We start from the raw sequence: 16,793 nt of genomic DNA, 5'->3' as shown, positions 1-16,793 counted from the left end.
GGAAACCATAGCATTGTGGTACCACCTGATCCCATCCCGAACTCAGAAGTGAAACGCAATTGCGCCGATGGTAGTGTGGGGTCTCCCCATGTGAGAGTAGGTCATTTCCAGGCGCCTAATAAACGAAAGAATCCCCAGCACAGTGTGCTGGGGATTTTTTCGTTTATACGCTTTTGAAATATCGACTCGCACATGGGGAATGTAAAGAGCCCGAACGCAGTGAGGTGCAGTTCCATGTGATTGGTCGATAATTGCATCCTGCAAAATCGACACTTCCACCGTCCGTGGTGGTGGTATGGTGAAGCACTTGCGTTTATCAAACGTAGTTTGATGCAAGGGATGAACGCGGAGAGCTCTGCTCGAAGCTGGCCATGACAGGCGCCTAATTAAGTGAAGAAGCCACCTGAATAAGGTGGCTTTTTTGCGATTGGGGTTTATGAAATTATCGACGTACTCTCTCGAAACCACCTTAATTAAAGTCAGGTGGCTTATTCACTTAGTAGGCATGAATGCCTACTCCCGACGTCGCCCCACCGCTGAGCGGGGTCTCCGGCTACGAAGCATAGCTTCTCCGCGTTCAAGTGAGGCTAAATACTGCGTATTTAAAGCGCCTCACTTTCACCCCCATGTGTTCGCTGCGAGAACTGAGTAGGTCATTTTCAGCTGCTACCGTTTTTTTGCTTTTGACAAAGTAGCTGGAATGTTTATTTCCTGTGTTCAGTTCTAATCGGATGTCTTACGTCCCTATGTGAGAGGCTAAAAGTGTATTCCATGCTTTTACCAGACTCCCACTTCGCACACCAATAGCCATCCGGTTTAAGAACGCTGAATAAGCGAATGGCTTGATCTTCCATGCGAGAGTATTGTGGATTCTTGATTTCGAGATTCTTGCTGTGATGCTGATCCTCTGCTATCAAAGTTATGACCTTAGGTTACAGCCGTTCTAGTGAGAATTGACTTACTTCTCTTTCTCCTTCTCCTTCTTTTTCTCCTATATTTATGTCTTTGTCCTATATCGACACTTGGATGATTAGAAACGAATGCATCGATTGAGAGTGGCTTTACTCATAGAAGCATCTATTTGTACTGTGCTATGTAGTGAACCTGGCGGAACTATTCAGAGCTCATATGGTAGCTGAGTCGCTAAAAGCTGCTGTAAAGACCGAGTGGAATCGGCAGTAAGGTCTTCGTTTGTGGCGCTCCGGATAAAATGAGAATTTCCGGAATACTCGTCTCTAGGTTCTCGATTCAAGGAGCATGAACGCAAGACTATGTCGGTTCCACTTAGAATGCTTTAGGCGGGGTTGTTATTCGCCTTTGACTACACCTGTCTATATAGCCTGCTTGAGTAATCTTAGGCCTGTCATCTCAATAATTATTAGCGTTTAGCACCAGTCGATGGCGGCAGCTCATCTAGGTAGGTGGCAGTTTTTTGGGCGGGAATGTGAAGATATGACTTAATATTCGCTGTCTTGCATGAAAAAGCCGCAATTGAGCGAGTTAGCCATAAAAAGTCCTTTACCTTTGGAAGGGGTTTTAGCATAATGCCCCACGTCAACAGGGGTGTAGTTCCAATTGGTAGAACAGCGGTCTCCAAAACCGATGGTTGCGGGTTCGAGTCCTGCCACCCCTGCCACATTCTAGAGAAGCCGTTCAGAAATGAACGGCTTTTTGCTTTTCTGAGTTTTATCATTTCACTCAAGTTCACATAGTCTCTGGTCGTCGTGACACTCGCCTGGGCAGAGGTTATCCTTAAGGGGTTAGCATTTGTCTGGAGGCGATTTGGAACCGAGTGCATATTTAGATGCGATGGGCATTACCCGTTGGGTAGAGAAGGGAGTAGAACTTCCCCTGTGCCATATTCTGGTGGATCGAGGCGCGAGCGTTTCAGACGAACACCCGCTAATCCGTCAGGTGTTGGCACTCTTTCCCGAGCAGGATAAGCGGGTCGTCGTCAGCGATTCGCTTAGCAGCATTAAAGAGGTATTCTGGGATATGCGAAGTCTCAGGCTACCAAAGGTGGCTTGCGCCATCTGCTCTGCACCTATCGCCGTTCTCGAGCAAGAGTCTAAGGCCAAGCGCGAGCTATGGCAGCATATTTGGGAGAGCGATGCCTATGACACTGATGCTTAAGACGCTCACCAAAGAAGATGCTCCCAGGCTGTATGAGCTGGAATCTGCCTGTCATCGTTTCCCCATGTCGCTGAGTAATCTCGAGACCTGTTTCGGGCGTTTCTACCATGTCATCGGTCTCTTTGATGATGAGGAGCTGTTGGGCTTTAGTATTCTGCACCAACTCTTCGAGGATGCCACCCTGATGGATATCTGTGTCAGGCCAGCCTCTCAGGGGCAAGGTTTAGGTAAACGCCTCACAGAGGCGTTAATCGAGCTGGCAGCGACTCAGGGAGCCGAACGCATGATGTTAGAGGTAAGGGCTTCTAATGAAAGGGCTATAGCCTTATATCGTCAGATGGGCTTCGAGCAGACGGGGATGCGGGCTAACTATTATCAGCTGGAACAAGGAAAAGAAGACGCTATCTTGATGGAGCGTTTGTTCTAACGGTTTGAGTGTATCTTTGAGCATATAAAAATAGCGCCTTTCGGCGCTATTTTTATATCTGAGCTTTAAATGCTAAAGACACATGTGTCTAAGTAAGGCTTTAGGCTATTTGACCTCTTTTCCTTGCGCCTGTAGATCCGCATGGTAGCTTGAACGCACCATAGGGCCACAAGCGGCATGGGTAAAGCCTATCTCTTCGGCATAGTCTCTCAGCTCGTCAAACTCGGCTGGCGGCACGTAACGCTCTACCGGCAGGTGGAACTTAGATGGCTGCAGGTATTGACCGAGTGTCAGCATCTCAACATTGTGTGCACGCAGATCGCGAAGCACCTCGGCGATCTCTTCATTGGTCTCGCCAAGTCCCATCATCAGACCAGACTTAGTTGGAATATCCGGGTGACGTTCCTTGAATTTCTTCAAGAGATCCAAAGACCATTGGTAGTTCGCTCCAGGACGTGCCTTACGGTAATGCTTTGGCGCCGTTTCCAGGTTGTGGTTGAAGACATCGGGTGGCTCGGTGGCTAGGATGTCTAAGGCGGCGTCGATACGGCCCCTGAAATCGGGCACTAAGATTTCAATCTTGATCTCAGGATTGAGCTTACGGATCTCGCGGATACAGTCGGCAAAATGCTGGGCACCACCATCGCGTAGATCGTCACGATCCACCGAGGTGATCACCACATATTTCAGTTTCATGTCTTTGATGGTTTGCGCCAGTTTTACCGGCTCTTCGGCGTCAGGCTTGAGTGGACGACCATGGGCCACGTCGCAGAAGGGGCAGCGACGGGTACAGATGGCGCCCAAGATCATGAAAGTGGCGGTGCCATGGTTAAAACACTCGGCAAGGTTAGGGCAGGATGCCTCTTCACATACAGAGTGCAGACCGTTTTTACGCAGCGCCTGTTTGATGTCGACGATACGTTGGTTCGACGCCGGGAGCTTGACTCTCAACCAATCGGGTTTGCGTAGCATGGTTTCGCGCTCGGAAGGCACGACCTTGACCGGAATACGAGAGACCTTGTCGGCATCGCGTAATTTGACTCCGGGTTGTAATCTTTCAGGCCTACTCATATTAGTCTGTTAACCCTTGATGATGTTCTAGATGTTGATAGCCCAATTCTTGGCTAAAGGTTTGTATCAGTTTCTCGCCGGCTTCTTCGACGCTTTGTGGCCCCTTGAGTGGCTTACACTGAGCCATCTCCAATCCGGCATAGCCACAGGGGTTGATGCGTTGGAAGGGAGCCATATCCATATCGACGTTAAGGGCCAGACCGTGGAAGGAGCAGCCTTTGCGGATCCGCAGCCCCAGTGAGGCTATCTTGCGCTCGTCGACATAGACACCCGGGGCGTCGGCCTTGGGGTAGGCCTCGATATCATAGAGGGCGAGCATCTTGACGATACTCTGCTCGATGTCGGTCACCAGTTGGCGAACGCCGATCTTGAGACGCTTGATGTCCAGTAGTGGATAGGCGACTAGCTGCCCGGGGCCGTGATAGGTTACTTGGCCACCACGGTCGACTTGAATGACGGGGATATCGCCGGGGTTGAGAATATGCTCACTCTTGCCTGCCTGGCCTTGAGTGAAAACCGGAGGATGTTCGACGATCCAAAGCTCATCTTGGCTAGTTTCGTCGCGATTATCGGTATATTCCTGCATGGCGTGCCATACCGACTCGTAATCTTGGCGTCCAAGATGACGAATATGTAAAACCGTATCTTTCAAGGGCAACCTCTCCCCTCAGCGTTTAAGTGCGCCTATTATACGCGCGAAATCAAGAAATGTAAGGCAGATCACATTTCCTATTTGGGAATGGCGTTTTAGAGGACGCGCTTGACCCCTTCGATGGCGGCTAACTCAACGTAGAGGAGTTCGATCTGCTCTTTGCTGTTCACTGTGACCTTGATGGTGATCGAGTGGTAGCTGCCCTTGCTTGAGACCTTAGAGGTTGGCATATAGTCGCCTGGTACATGGCGCTGCACGACGGCAACTACATCGTCGGCGAGAGTGTGTCTGGCATCGCCTACGACTTTGAATGGGAAGGCCGCAGGAAACTCGAGGAGTTCGTGAAACTTGGTGTCTAACATAGCTGTCTATCTCTTGCCTAACTGAATGGCTATAAAATGGGGGGTATTATACCTAATTCAAGTCTGAGAGGCTAAAAACAAAAAAGCCACCCTTAGGTGACTTTTTACTATGCAATGCATTTGGGCTAATCGAATTAGCTAAACCAGCTGGCAAACATCTGCTTGAAGTAGTCCATCAGCTTGCTGAACCAGCTACCTTCGTTAACTTCTTGGAGGGTAACAAGCGGGAACTGGGCAATATCCTTACCGTTTAGCTGGAAGTAGATGCGGCCAACGGTTTCGCCCTTGGCGATTGGGGCGGTCAGCTCCTTATTCAGCTCATAGTTGGCTTCGAGATTCTTAGCCTGACCACGATTGATGGTGATCGGGGTATCGGTCAGTACACCTAGGTCCACCGACTCTCTGTCACCGTACCAGATCTTCTGGGAGACGAAGCTATCACCAGCCTTGTAGGGAGTGATGGTCTCGAAGAAACGGAAACCATAGTTGAGTAGCTTCTTGCTCTCGGCCTTACGGGCCGATTCGCTGGCGGTGCCCATGACCACAGACACCAGGCGCATGCCATCTTTAGTTGCCGAGGTCACCAGGTTGTAACCGGCGCCCGAGGTGTGGCCCGTCTTGATGCCATCGACATTCAGGCTCTTGTCCCATAGCAGACCGTTACGGTTATACTGTTTGATGCCGTTATAGGTAAAAGATTTCTCCGAGTAGACGCGGTATTCTTCAGGGACATCACGGATCAGCGCGGCGCCCAGCAGTGCCATATCGTAGGCTGTGGTCTTGTGGTTTTCAGAATCCAGGCCGTGAGAGTTTTCGAAGTAACTGTCGCGCATGCCGAGTTGCTTGGCCCAGGAGTTCATCAGATCCACGAAGCCATCTTCGGTACCGGCGATATGCTCGGCCATGGCGACACAGGCATCGTTACCCGATTGGATGATGATGCCGCGGTTAAGATCATCGACCGATACCTGCTTGCCCACCTCGATAAACATCTTGGATGAGTCGGGGAAATTCTTCGACCAGGCATTCTTACTGATGGTGACCTTGTCTTGTGGCGAGATGTTGCCAACCTGTATCTCGTGGCCAATCACATAACTAGTCATCATCTTCGTCAGGCTGGCAGGGTTCAGGCTCTCATAGGCGTTCTCTTCGGCGATGATCTGGCCGGAGTTGTAATCCATCAGGATAAAGGCCTTAGCTGCCACCTTAGGTGCATCTGGCGTGACAACGGGTGCCGCGTTGGCTGCCGTGAAGGAGAGAGAGGAGGCAATGAGGAGTGTTTTAAAGCTGTGATTCAGTAATTTCATATTATCAAGGCACGTCTTTTGGTTGAATGCAAAAATTTGGGCGCTATTGCGGACGAGTATAACATTAGTCGACCTTCGAAATCAGTGAAGGTTCCTTAATCTTAAGGAAAAGCACACCGATTTCGAGTCGTTACCTTATTCTGTCACCAGATAACTCTGGGGGTAGCCGTTTTGCTGCAGGGTTTGGTGCAATTGGGAGGCGATCTGCTGGCGTCCTATGGGGCCGAGCTGTAGCCGAAAGAGGTTGCCGCTCTGTTGGATACGGGTCTTTACCTGATACTTGTCGGCCAGGGTCTGTGCCAGATGATCTATGCGCCCCTTATCGGAGGAGGCGATCACCTGTACATAGTGAAGCTTGGTTTCTTGCAGCGCAGCCAGGGCCACCGACTCGGGATTTTCTATGTAGATCACCTCGAGCTTCACCTTGGCGGTGCCCGTCTTGAGCATGTCCAGGCGATGCGCCGCGGCGTAGGAGAGGTCTATGATGCGGTTATCGTGAAAGGGACCGCGATCGTTTACTCTGACGACGACCGTCTTGTCGTTGGCCAGATTGGTGACCTTTACATAGCTTGGTAGCGGCAGTGTCTTATGGGCCGCCGACATGGAATACATGTCGTAGGTTTCGCCATTGGAGGTGAGGTGACCATGAAACTTGGCGCCATACCAGGAGGCGATGCCCGTCTTCTGATAGCCTTTTCCCGTGTCGAGCACCCGGTAGGTCTTGCCCAGTACCGAATATTCCTTGCGATTGCCGCCGCGACTATAGGGCTCAAACTTGGGGTGTGCGTCTTCTACCTTAGAGACATCGGGCGCGTCGGTCGGCGCCAGGTCGTCGGCAATCTTATAGCGGCCGCTCTGGGACGAGCAGCCAGCCAAAACCAATAGCAGGATGAAGGAGAGCAGTGACAGGGCGTTACTGTTTCGCATAAGCATCTTTGAGTCGTTGGCTAAATTGATATACCGCCATGGCGTACAGCGGGCTGCGGTTGTATCGTGTGATCACGTAAAAGTTGTTTAGTCCCAACCAGTAATCTTTGCTGTCTTGCTGTTCTAGCTCGACCAGCAGCGCCGGTTGCTGCACATCCAGATCGACATTCTGTGCCAGGGAGATGGTTGGCGAGAGGATATCGGCAACCTTATAGGAGAGCTTCTCTCCTGACCAGGCCTTGAGATGCGCGGGCAGATGATGTGTGGTCAGCGGTAGGGTGACAGGTGCCCCCTTCTGCCAGCCATGTTGATGGAAATAGTTGGCGACACTGCCGATGGCATCGACCGGATTGCCGACTAAGTCACGGCGGCCATCGCCACTGAAATCCACCGCGAAATGGCGATAGCTGGAGGGGATAAACTGACCATAACCCATGGCGCCGGCGTAGGAGCCCTTTAGCGCACTCAGATCCAGCCCTTCCTCTTTGGCTAGGGTCTGTAATTGGGCGAGTTCCTTGCGAAAGAAGTCGGCTCGCGGCGTGTAGTGAAAGCCCAAGGTGTAGAGGGCGTCGATCACCGGGTAGGTGCCCATGTAACCGCCGTAGAAGGTCTCGATGCCGATAATGGCGACAATGATCTCGGGATCTACCTGATAAGTCTTGGCCGCCTTGGCGATGGTCGTATCATGGCTGTGCCAGAAATCCAGCCCCTTTTCCAGACGCTTATCGGTCAGGAAGATGGGGTGATATTGAAACCAGGGCTTGGCTTCCCATGGGGTGGTGATGGCGTCGATCACCTTCTGGTTGTATTGGGCGCTGGCGAGAAAGCTGTCTATCTCTGCCTGGGAAAAGCCGGCGCTCAGTTGCTGCTCGGTGAAGGCTGTCTTCAATTCGCTGATGTCACCCTCTTGGGGGATCACCTTATCATCGGCCTGGGCCAGCATGCTGGCGCCACCCAAGAGCAGGGCGAAAAATAGCTGTGAAACTGGTTTCAAATCGTCTTCCTTTAACGGTCAATGAATCGTCTGTGGGTATGTATGCTCATCAGGATCCCGAAGCCTGTCATTAGGGTCAGCATAGAGGTGCCACCATAACTAATGAGAGGCAGCGGCACACCCACCACTGGGAGTAGTCCCGATACCATGCCAATATTCACAAAGACATATACAAAGAAGGTTAAAGTAATACTGCCAGCGAGTAAACGGGCAAAACTGGTTTGTGCGCGCGAGGCGATAACCAGGCCGCGGCCGATCACATAGAGGTAGAGACAGAGCAGAATTAGGCTGCCGATCAGGCCAAACTCCTCGCCGATAACCGCGAAGATGAAGTCGGTGTGGCGTTCTGGCAGAAACTCCAGCTGAGACTGAGTGCCGTCGAGCCAGCCTTTACCCCAGACCCCCCCGGAGCCGATGGCGATCTTAGACTGAATGATATGATAGCCGGCGCCCAGCGGGTCTTTTTCCGGATCAAGCAGGGTCAATACCCGGGTGCGTTGATAGTCGTGCATCAGGAAGAACCAGAGCACGGGCAGCATGGCCAGCACGCCGCCGATGAAACTGCCTACGATGGCCCAGCTCATGCCAGAGAGAAACAGCACGAAGATCCCCGAGGCCGCCACCAGGATGGAGGTGCCCAGATCCGGCTGCTTGGCGATGAGCAGTGTGGGGACCAGCAGAATTACTCCGGCGCCCGCCAGGTAACGCTTCTTCGGCGGCAGGGGAAACTTGCTGATATACCAGGCCATGGTGATAGGGAAGGCCAGCTTAATCAACTCTGAAGGCTGAAACTCCATGAAGCCCAGGTTGAGCCAGCGTTGGGCGCCCTTGTTGATCTCGCCGAAGAAGTGCACCCCAAGCAGCAAGATCACCCCGGCGATATAGATGGGGAAGGCCCAACGCCTGAGTACTTCTGGGTTGATCTGGGCGACAAACAGCATGATCCCCAGCGACAACCCCATACGGATCACTTGACGCTCCATCAGCGCCATATCTTCGCCACCGGCAGAATAGATGACAAACAGGCCATAGCACATGAGCGCCAGCAGCCCAAGAAGCAGTGGCAGGTCGATATGCATGCGCTGCCAGATGTTGGGTCTATGGCTATGGGCGTTCATTGTGAGGGCTCCCGGCGGTTTCTAAGGGCAGGTTGTCGCGTAGCATATACTCATCTAGCAAGGCGCGGGCCACGGGGCCTGCGTTGGCGCCACCCCAGCCGGCATTTTCCAGTACCACGGCCAGCACGATGCGCGGCGCCTCAAAGGGGGCGTAGGCGACGATCAAGGCGTTATCCCTCAGGTGCTCGTCGATGTTCTCGGCGTCATATTTTTCATCTTCGGCCACGCTGAATACCTGGGCGGTACCCGTCTTCATCGCCGCGGTATAGCCGGCGTCGACGAAGCGTGACTTGTGGGCGGTGTCTCTCATCGCCTCATTGATGAGCTGCCAGTTGTGGGCGTTCTTCAGCACCACAGGGGCCATCTTGTCCACCGGCGTGTCGACCTTGACGGTGTCATTCTTGATTGACTTCAGCAGGTGGGGCACGAAGCGCTCCCCCTTATTGGCCATGATGGCTGTGGCATTGGCTAACTGCAGTGGGGTGGTGGTCCAGTAACCCTGGCCAATCCCGATAGAGATGGTATCGCCTATGTACCAGGGCTGATTGTATTTGAGGCGCTTCCAATCTCTGGATGGCATGTTGCCGGCCGATTCTTCGAAGATATCCACGCCGGTGCGCTCGCCAAAGCCGAACTTTTGCATGAAGTTGCTGATCTTATCTATGCCCGTCTTATAAGCCATGTCATAGAAATAGGTATCGCAGGAGTGCACCAGCGCACCATTGACATTAACCCAGCCGTGGCCCCAGCGCTTCCAGTCGCGGTACTTACGCTCTACACCGGGGATCTGCCAAAAGCCTGGGTCCCATACCCGGGTCTTAGGCGTCACGACTTTCTCCTCCAGGCCAAGCAGCGCCATGTGGGGCTTCACCGTCGATGCCGGGGCGTATTGTCCCTGGGTGGCACGGTTGATCAAGGGGCGGGAGCGGGCGTTGAGCAGGTCACTGTAGGCCTTAGAGCTGATGCCATGAACGAACTGGTTTGGATCATAGCTGGGACTGGAGACCATGGCCAGTATGCCGCCATCGCGGGGATCCATGGCGACGATCGAACCGCGGCGCCCGGCCAGCAATTCCATCGCCTTCTTCTGCAGCTGGAGATCCAGCGTCAGGTAGATATCCTGGCCCGGCTCCGGCGCGACGGACTTAAGGGTGCGAATGGTGCGGCCGCGGTTGTTGACCTCTTCTTCCAGATGGCCTGGCATGCCGTGTAGCAGGGTCTCATAAAACTTCTCGATCCCCTGCTTGCCAATATCCTTGGTGGCGGCGTAGTTCTGCCATTGGCCGTTGCGTTGCAGGCTTGCCTGATCCCGGTTGTTGATACGGCCTACATAACCCAGTACATGGGTCAGTAATCCATTATAGGGGTAGTGACGTTTTAGGCCCGCGTCGATGGAGAAGCCCGGAAACCTGTGCTGGTTGACGCTAAAGACGGCCACTTCCTCTTCCGACAGGCGGTTTTTCACCGTTATCGGCTTGAAGCGGCGGTGGTATTTGAGAGAGGCGAGCAGGCTTTCTCTCTCATCCTTGCTTAGGGAGACGACCTTGGCGAGCTCGTCCAGGGTTGCGGGGATGTCCTTAACCTTCTCTGGGATCAGCTCTAGCGAGTAGAAGGGCTGATTCTCCGCCAGCAGTTGGCCATGTCTGTCGTAGATCAGGCCGCGGCTTGGTGCCACGGGCACCACGCGAATGCGGTTGTCGTTGGAGCGGGTCTCATAGTCTTTGTATGACAGGACTTGTAGATGATATAGGTTGCCAAGCAGTATGCTCAGCAGGATTATCACACAACCAAAGGTAAAGATGGCGCGGCGTTTGAACAATGAGGCTTCGGCTGCATGATCATGCATGGCCATCCGTTTACGTGGCGCCAATTATACTCTCTCCGGCAGTATGTTGGTTGTCACTATCATCGTCTATCCCTCGATTGACTCGAGTGTCGTGCGGTGCACTACTCTCTATGATACGGGTGGTTGTTGTTGATGCTCCAGGCGCGGTATAGGCTCTCGGCCACCAAGACGCGTACCAGGGGGTGGGGTAGGGTCAGGGCCGACAGACACCAGCTCTGATTTGCCGCCTGTTTGCAGGCGGGGGCCAGTCCCTCGGGGCCGCCGATAAGCAGGCTAACATCGCGACCGTCCAGTTGCCAGCGATTGAGCTGAGTCGCCAGCTCGGGCGTGGTCCAGTTCTTACCCGGCAGATCCAGGCTGACGATATGGTTTCCCTTAGGGATGGCCGCCAGCATCTGTTCGCCCTCTTTGTGCAAGATGCGGGCGATGTCGGCATTCTTGCCACGCTTCCCGGCAGGGATCTCAGTCAGTTCGAAGGCCATGTCCCTGGGGAAACGACGCTGATATTCTTCGAAACCTGTGGTGACCCAGGCGGGCATGCGAGTGCCCACGGCAACGAGTTGTAACTTCATTAAGCTGGCTTTTCAGACCACAGCTTTTCAAGCTGATAGAAGTCGCGGGTCTTGTCTTGCATCACGTGAACAATCACGTCACCCAGGTCGACCAGCACCCATTCGCTGCTGTCACGGCCTTCGACGCCATGGATGTGTAGGTCGGCACGTTTGGCCTCGAGTACCACGTTCTCGGCGATCGCTTTGACGTGAGTCTTAGAAGTACCCGAACAGACCACCATATAGTCGGTGACATTCGACTTATCGGTGACTTCTAGTACTACGATATCTTTCGCTTTTAAATCTTCGACCTTGTCGACTACAAACTGTTTAAGCTCGGCGCTTTGCACGCTAATTTCCTCATTCATTTTTAACAGCGAGGCAGTATAACAGGTTATCCCTTCAAAGTAATTGCTAATAGTGCCAGCATTAGCGGCTGGCGGTGGTGAAATGACGGGGTTTTAAAATGCCTTTGAAAGCTTGTTAACGTGAGGTTAGCGGTAGAGGTGATGGGCGGCGATATAGTCTGCCACGACTCGTGGCATGGCATCTGGTGCCAGGCGATTTTGGCTCAGCTGGCGGCGAATCTCGGTAGAGGAGTAGGGCTGGGGTGTGATGGTCACTGGGAAGATGAGACCGCCGTAACAACCAGAGTCGGCAGCCTCGTCCAACTTATTCTTGTCGGCACGGCGCGTGTCGAGCAGGGTGGCCATCTCGCTGTCTTTATTTAGCGTCCAGCCAGGACGCTGGCATACGGCGATATGACACAGGTCGAACAGTTGTTGCCAGTGATACCAGGTGGGCAGACCGACGAAGGAGTCCATCCCCATGATAAACACCAGCTGATCCTCGCTATGAGTCTGACGCAGGTGTTTCAGAGTCTCTACCGAATAGGAAGGCTGATCGCGGCTTGCCTCTATGTCACATAGCTTGAGCTGCGGATATTGCTGGCACACAAGCTGGGCCATCGCCAGTCTATGCTGTGTTGAGGTATTAGTGCCGTCCTTATGTGGTGGAATATGGTTGGGCATCAGCCAGATTTCGTCGAGGCCCAGGGCGGCCTGCACCTCAAGCAGCGGCTTGACATGGCCATAGTGTATGGGGTCGAAGGTGCCGCCCAGTATGCCTATCTTCACCTGCCTATCCTTAGCCGAGTTCGATATGGCTGAGGTGAGCGTGAGCCTTGGGATCGTACAACAGGCAGAGGTGACTCATGGCGGTCCAGTCTTCAGCACCTTGTTGCTTGAGCTTAAGCTCGATCTTCGAGGCGCTGGCCAGTGCCGTCTCTATCTGGTTTAGGCTCAGGCGAGATAGGGCGCCCTGATACAGCCCCTTGCGTTTGTCCCAGATCCTGAACTGGCTCCATAGGCTCTGTAGTGGCGTGCCTGCCTCCTGAGCCTGCTTGAGCTGTAACAGTGTGGTCAGCTCCTTAAATTGCCCCCATAGCAGTATGGGCAGCGCCGTGCCTTCGGCCTGGAGCTGGGCCAGGATATGCTGGGCCTTCTCCTGTTGATTGGCCAGCAGGCAGTCGGCCAGTTGAAATACGCTAAAACGGGACTGGTCTTCGAAGTAGTGCTGCAGTTGCTCGGCGGTTATCTGGCTGCTGGGGCTGAGTAGCTGCAGTAGCTGTATCGCCTGATCCGCAGCCAGCAGGTTCCCCTCATATAGACTCAGCAACAGCTGTTGGGCGTCCTGAGTCAGGTTTAACCCCGCCTCGCGGATGCGGGTCTGTAACCAGCGCTGAAACTGTGGCCCTTCGGGTGTGGCGCAGGGGATATAGATACCCTTTTCGTCCAACTGCTTAAACCATTTCGACTTAGTCTGTTCGCTGGCAAGCTTTGGCCCTGTGATCAGCAGAAGAATATCTGGATTCTCTTGCTGCATCAGACTCTGTAGCTGGCTGCTGCCTTCGCTGCCGGGTTTGGCCTGGGGGAGGTGAAGCTCTATGATGCGGCGACTGGCGAACAGGCTCATGCTGTTCCACTCGTCCTGAAGCTCACGCCAGTTAAAGCCCGCCTCTTGGGTGAGCGCTATGCGCTCCTCGAAACCTTCTCGTTTTGCCTGATCTAAGATCGTCCGCTTGCTGGTTTCACACAGCCAGGGATCGTCACCAAAGATGAGGTAACAGGGCTTGAGCGGCGAGAGCTGCCTGACGAGCTGATCCGGATAGACGCGCATCAGTTGGTCTCGATAGACGCCAGGATCTGGATGATACTGTCGGCGGCCTGGATGCGCATCTCTTTCACCAAGAGTTCCATCTCACGGCTCTTTGCCAGTGCGGTGCGGGGATCGTCCAGGTAGTCACGGTGAATGTCGACTTCGAAGGCCTTGGCCTCTCGCTCAGGATACTGCACCGCGAAGCGCACATGATAGTTGAGTTCATACTCTGCCACATTTCCCGTGGGGTAGAGGGAGAGGGTGCTTCTGTCCAGTGAGTCGTTGAGGATTCGAACGGCAGGCACGCTGGCGTCGTTTTCCACCACTGTGATGCTGTTGAGACGCAGGCGTTCGCGCACCAGACGGGTCAGCTCGCTGTATTCGTCCTGGCTGCTCAGAGTGAGCGTCTTAAGAGAATCTGGGATCGAGTAGCTGCGCTGAAGTTTAAAACCGCATCCGGCGCTAAGCAGCACCGAGAGGGTTAAGATTGCAAAACATAAGCGTTTAATAAGCATAGGCTAAGCCATCTATCTCCATGTTTAATAAGACTCGGCCACCAGAGGTGGCCGAGTAAGGCGGGCAATTAGTTAGCGACTATATTTAGTAGCTTACCAGGTACATAAATCACCTTACGTACCGTCTTGCCTTCGGTGTGTTTGATAACACCTTCTTCTGCCATACCGGCAGCTTCCACCGTCTCTTTGTCCGCGTCGGCGGCCACGGTTACCTTGGCGCGCAGCTTGCCGTTCACCTGAACGATGATCAGCTTGCTGTCTTCGACCAGCGCCGACTCATCGACGACCGGCCAAAGCACGTTTTCGATACACTCTTCGTGCCCCAGAGCCTGCCACAGCTCGAAGCTGGTGTGCGGGATGATAGGGTAGAGCAGACGCACCACGGCGCACAGGGCTTCCTGCATCAGGGCTCTGTCTTGCTCGCTCGCCATCGGCGCCTTTTGTAGGCGGTTCATCAGCTCCATTACAGAGGCGATGGCGGTGTTGAACATCTGACGACGCTCGATATCGTCACCTACCTTGGCGATGGTCTTGTGCAGTTCGCGGCGAAGCGCCTTCTGGTCACCATTGAGTGAGGCAACATCCAGGGCAACCGTTGGGCCTTGTGACACATGGTCGTGAGCCAGTTTCCACAGACGCTTGATGAAGCGGTGAGCCCCTTCTACGCTCGACTCTTGCCATTCCAGCGTCAGCTCTGGTGGCGAGGCAAACATCATGAACAGACGCACGGTATCGGCGCCGTACTTGTCTACCATCTCTTGTGGGTCGATACCATTGTTCTTCGACTTAGACATCTTGCTCATGCCGGTGTAAACCAGTTCATGACCTTGGCTGTCGACGGCCTTGACGATACGACCCTTGTCATCGGTTTCGGTAACCTTGGCGTCGTTTGGCGATACCCAGACACGGACACCCTTCTCATCTGTGTAGTAGAAGGCATCGGCCAGCACCATACCCTGGGTCAGTAGACGCTTGGCCGGCTCATCGCTGTTTACCAGGCCAATGTCACGCAGCAGCTTGTGGAAGAAGCGGAAGTAGAGCAGGTGCATACAGGCGTGCTCGATACCACCGATATATTGATCCACCGGCAGCCAGTAGTTGGCCTTGGCAGGATCCAGCATCTGGTCGGCCTTAGGGCTACAGTAGCGGGCATAGTACCAAGAAGACTCCATGAAGGTGTCGAAGGTGTCGGTTTCTCTGAAGGCCTCCTGACCGTTAACCTGGGTCTTGGCCCACTCTTTGTCGGCCTTGATTGGGCTCTGGATACCATCCATGACCACATCTTCGGGCAGGATCACCGGCAGTTGATCTTCTGGGGTTGGCATCACGGTACCATCGGCCAGGGTGACCATAGGAATTGGCGCGCCCCAGTAGCGCTGACGGGAGACACCCCAGTCACGCAGACGATAGTTCACCTGGCGCTTACCCTTGCCTTCGGCAGAGAGTCTTGCGTCGATGGCATCGAACGCCGCCTGGAAGTCTAAGCCGTCCAGCTCCGGGAATGCGTCGCCAGAGTTAAACAAGATACCCTTCTCTGTGTAGGCTTCTTCGCTGATATCCAGCTCGCCGTCTACTGGCTTGATCACGCCTTCGATGGGCAGGCCATACTTAGTGGCAAATTCGTAGTCGCGCTGGTCGTGACCCGGTACCGACATCACGGCCCCGGTACCATAGTTCATCAGTACGAAGTTGGCTGCCCAGATAGGCACCAGCTTACCGGTCAGCGGGTGGATTGCCTTGAGGCCGGTGTCGACACCCTTCTTCTCCATGGCGGCCATGGCGGCTTCACTGGTATCTGCGTTCTTGCACTCTTCGATAAACTCGGCCAGCACTGGATTGTTCTCTGCTGCCTGTTGCGCCAGCGGATGACCGGCGGCGATTGCCACATAGGTCACGCCCATGACTGTGTCGGGGCGAGTGGTGTAGATGTCGAAGCTTTGATCGCTACCTTCGACCTGGAAGGTCATCTCGATGCCTTCGCTGCGGCCGATCCAGTTGCGCTGCATCGTTTTGACCTGCTCAGGCCACTCGTCCAGCTGGTCGATGTCGTTTAGTAGCTCTTCGGCGTAGTCGGTGATCTTGATAAACCACTGTGGGATCTCTTTTTGCACCACTGGGGTGTCACAGCGCCAGCAGCAGCCATCTTGTACCTGCTCGTTAGCCAGAACTGTTTCATCGTTTGGACACCAGTTGACCGAGGCTGTTTTCTTGTAGACTAGGCCCTTCTCGTACAGCTTGGTGAAGAACCACTGTTCCCAACGGTAGTATTCTGGGGTACAGGTGGCGATCTCACGGCTCCAGTCGTAGCCGAAACCCAGCATCTTTAGCTGGTTTTTCATGTAGTCGATGTTTTCGTAGGTCCAAGGGGCCGGTGCCGTCTTGTTGTTGATGGCGGCGTTCTCAGCAGGCAGACCAAAAGAGTCCCAACCTATGGGTTGTAATACGTTTTTTCCTTGCAGACGCTGGTAACGTGCAACGACATCGCCTATGGTGTAGTTGCGGACATGGCCCATATGCAGTCGGCCTGAAGGGTATGGAAACATAGAGAGACAGTAAAACTTCTCTTTGCTTTCGTCCTCGGTTACTTCAAATGTTTTAGTGTCTTGCCAGTGCTGCTGCACCTTAGCTTCAATCTCTGAAGGTAGATATTGCTCTTGCATTGATGATTCCCGGCCATGCCGCCTATTTATTTGATCTTGCGCATCTTGCGCGCGAGTTAGATCTGCATAGAAT

16 protein-coding genes, 1 tRNA gene and 1 rRNA gene are annotated in these 16,793 nt (G+C 53.7%); 4 read left to right on the top strand and 14 right to left on the bottom strand.

The window, feature by feature from the left end; all coding sequences use genetic code 11:
• The 4 genes from rrf to rimI all read left to right on the top strand — a co-directional run.
• Positions 1 to 113: ribosomal RNA gene (rrf, locus tag GNT65_RS16315) — 5S ribosomal RNA — on the top strand; the annotation flags it as partial.
• A 1,446-nt stretch (positions 114 to 1,559) separates the two neighbouring features.
• Positions 1,560 to 1,636, top strand: a tRNA-Trp gene (locus GNT65_RS16310).
• A gap of 146 nt (positions 1,637 to 1,782) precedes the next feature.
• Entirely contained in the window at positions 1,783 to 2,133 is a 351-nt protein-coding gene (locus tag GNT65_RS16305; protein ID WP_160798131.1) for a DNA polymerase III subunit psi, read from the top strand.
• Positions 2,117 to 2,560, top strand: a complete 444-nt coding sequence (rimI, locus tag GNT65_RS16300; protein ID WP_239881681.1) for a ribosomal protein S18-alanine N-acetyltransferase — start codon at positions 2,117 to 2,119, stop codon at positions 2,558 to 2,560. Before GNT65_RS16305 ends, rimI begins: the two co-directional genes overlap by 17 nt.
• A gap of 105 nt (positions 2,561 to 2,665) precedes the next feature.
• Here the strand turns inward: rimI and lipA are convergent, their stop codons facing one another.
• From lipA to leuS, 14 genes are all read right to left on the bottom strand, one after another.
• Entirely contained in the window at positions 2,666 to 3,631 is a 966-nt protein-coding gene (gene lipA / locus GNT65_RS16295) for a lipoyl synthase (protein ID WP_160798127.1), read from the bottom strand.
• A 1-nt stretch (position 3,632) separates the two neighbouring features.
• The gene (gene lipB, locus GNT65_RS16290; RefSeq protein WP_160798125.1) at positions 3,633 to 4,283 is read right to left on the bottom strand and encodes a lipoyl(octanoyl) transferase LipB; all 651 of its coding nucleotides are present in this window, start codon (positions 4,281 to 4,283) and stop codon (positions 3,633 to 3,635) included.
• Positions 4,284 to 4,378: 95 nt separating this feature from the next.
• Entirely contained in the window at positions 4,379 to 4,645 is a 267-nt protein-coding gene (gene ybeD / locus GNT65_RS16285; RefSeq protein ID WP_160798123.1) for a DUF493 family protein YbeD, read from the bottom strand.
• 134 nt (positions 4,646 to 4,779) lie between these two features.
• Positions 4,780 to 5,952 (bottom strand): serine hydrolase, encoded by a 1,173-nt coding sequence (locus tag GNT65_RS16280; protein ID WP_160798121.1) that lies wholly within the window; start codon positions 5,950 to 5,952, stop codon positions 4,780 to 4,782.
• A 135-nt stretch (positions 5,953 to 6,087) separates the two neighbouring features.
• The gene (locus GNT65_RS16275) at positions 6,088 to 6,885 is read right to left on the bottom strand and encodes a septal ring lytic transglycosylase RlpA family protein (RefSeq protein WP_181006336.1); all 798 of its coding nucleotides are present in this window, start codon (positions 6,883 to 6,885) and stop codon (positions 6,088 to 6,090) included.
• Entirely contained in the window at positions 6,866 to 7,822 is a 957-nt protein-coding gene (gene mltB, locus GNT65_RS16270; RefSeq protein ID WP_244952210.1) for a lytic murein transglycosylase B, read from the bottom strand. Before mltB ends, GNT65_RS16275 begins: the two co-directional genes overlap by 20 nt.
• 62 nt (positions 7,823 to 7,884) lie before the next feature.
• Positions 7,885 to 8,991 (bottom strand): rod shape-determining protein RodA, encoded by a 1,107-nt coding sequence (rodA, locus tag GNT65_RS16265; RefSeq protein WP_160798115.1) that lies wholly within the window; start codon positions 8,989 to 8,991, stop codon positions 7,885 to 7,887.
• Positions 8,978 to 10,861, bottom strand: a complete 1,884-nt coding sequence (mrdA, locus tag GNT65_RS16260) for a penicillin-binding protein 2 (protein WP_160798113.1) — start codon at positions 10,859 to 10,861, stop codon at positions 8,978 to 8,980. The genes rodA and mrdA overlap by 14 nt, the downstream gene beginning before the upstream one ends.
• Positions 10,862 to 10,938: 77 nt before the next feature.
• The gene (rlmH, locus tag GNT65_RS16255; protein ID WP_160798111.1) at positions 10,939 to 11,409 is read right to left on the bottom strand and encodes a 23S rRNA (pseudouridine(1915)-N(3))-methyltransferase RlmH; all 471 of its coding nucleotides are present in this window, start codon (positions 11,407 to 11,409) and stop codon (positions 10,939 to 10,941) included.
• Positions 11,409 to 11,738, bottom strand: a complete 330-nt coding sequence (rsfS, locus tag GNT65_RS16250; RefSeq protein WP_160798109.1) for a ribosome silencing factor — start codon at positions 11,736 to 11,738, stop codon at positions 11,409 to 11,411. The genes rlmH and rsfS overlap by 1 nt, the downstream gene beginning before the upstream one ends.
• A gap of 144 nt (positions 11,739 to 11,882) precedes the next feature.
• On the bottom strand, positions 11,883 to 12,524 hold the full coding sequence (nadD, locus tag GNT65_RS16245) for a nicotinate-nucleotide adenylyltransferase (RefSeq protein ID WP_160798107.1): 642 nt from the start codon (positions 12,522 to 12,524) through the stop codon (positions 11,883 to 11,885).
• 10 nt (positions 12,525 to 12,534) lie between these two features.
• Positions 12,535 to 13,566, bottom strand: coding sequence for a DNA polymerase III subunit delta (gene holA / locus GNT65_RS16240; protein WP_160798105.1), 1,032 nt, complete (start codon positions 13,564 to 13,566; stop codon positions 12,535 to 12,537).
• Positions 13,566 to 14,060: an LPS-assembly lipoprotein LptE gene (locus tag GNT65_RS16235; RefSeq protein ID WP_160798103.1), complete on the bottom strand. Its 495-nt coding sequence runs from the start codon at positions 14,058 to 14,060 to the stop codon at positions 13,566 to 13,568. Before GNT65_RS16235 ends, holA begins: the two co-directional genes overlap by 1 nt.
• Before the next feature lie 68 nt (positions 14,061 to 14,128).
• Positions 14,129 to 16,720, bottom strand: coding sequence for a leucine--tRNA ligase (leuS, locus tag GNT65_RS16230; RefSeq protein WP_160798101.1), 2,592 nt, complete (start codon positions 16,718 to 16,720; stop codon positions 14,129 to 14,131).
• Positions 16,721 to 16,793: the final 73 nt, after the last annotated feature.

The sequence above is a fragment of the Shewanella insulae genome (assembly GCF_009831655.1).
GTDB classification, from domain to species: domain Bacteria; phylum Pseudomonadota; class Gammaproteobacteria; order Enterobacterales; family Shewanellaceae; genus Shewanella; species Shewanella insulae.
Note: the sequence above shows the minus strand (reverse complement) of the source record. Positions and strands in the feature narration are given on the sequence as shown.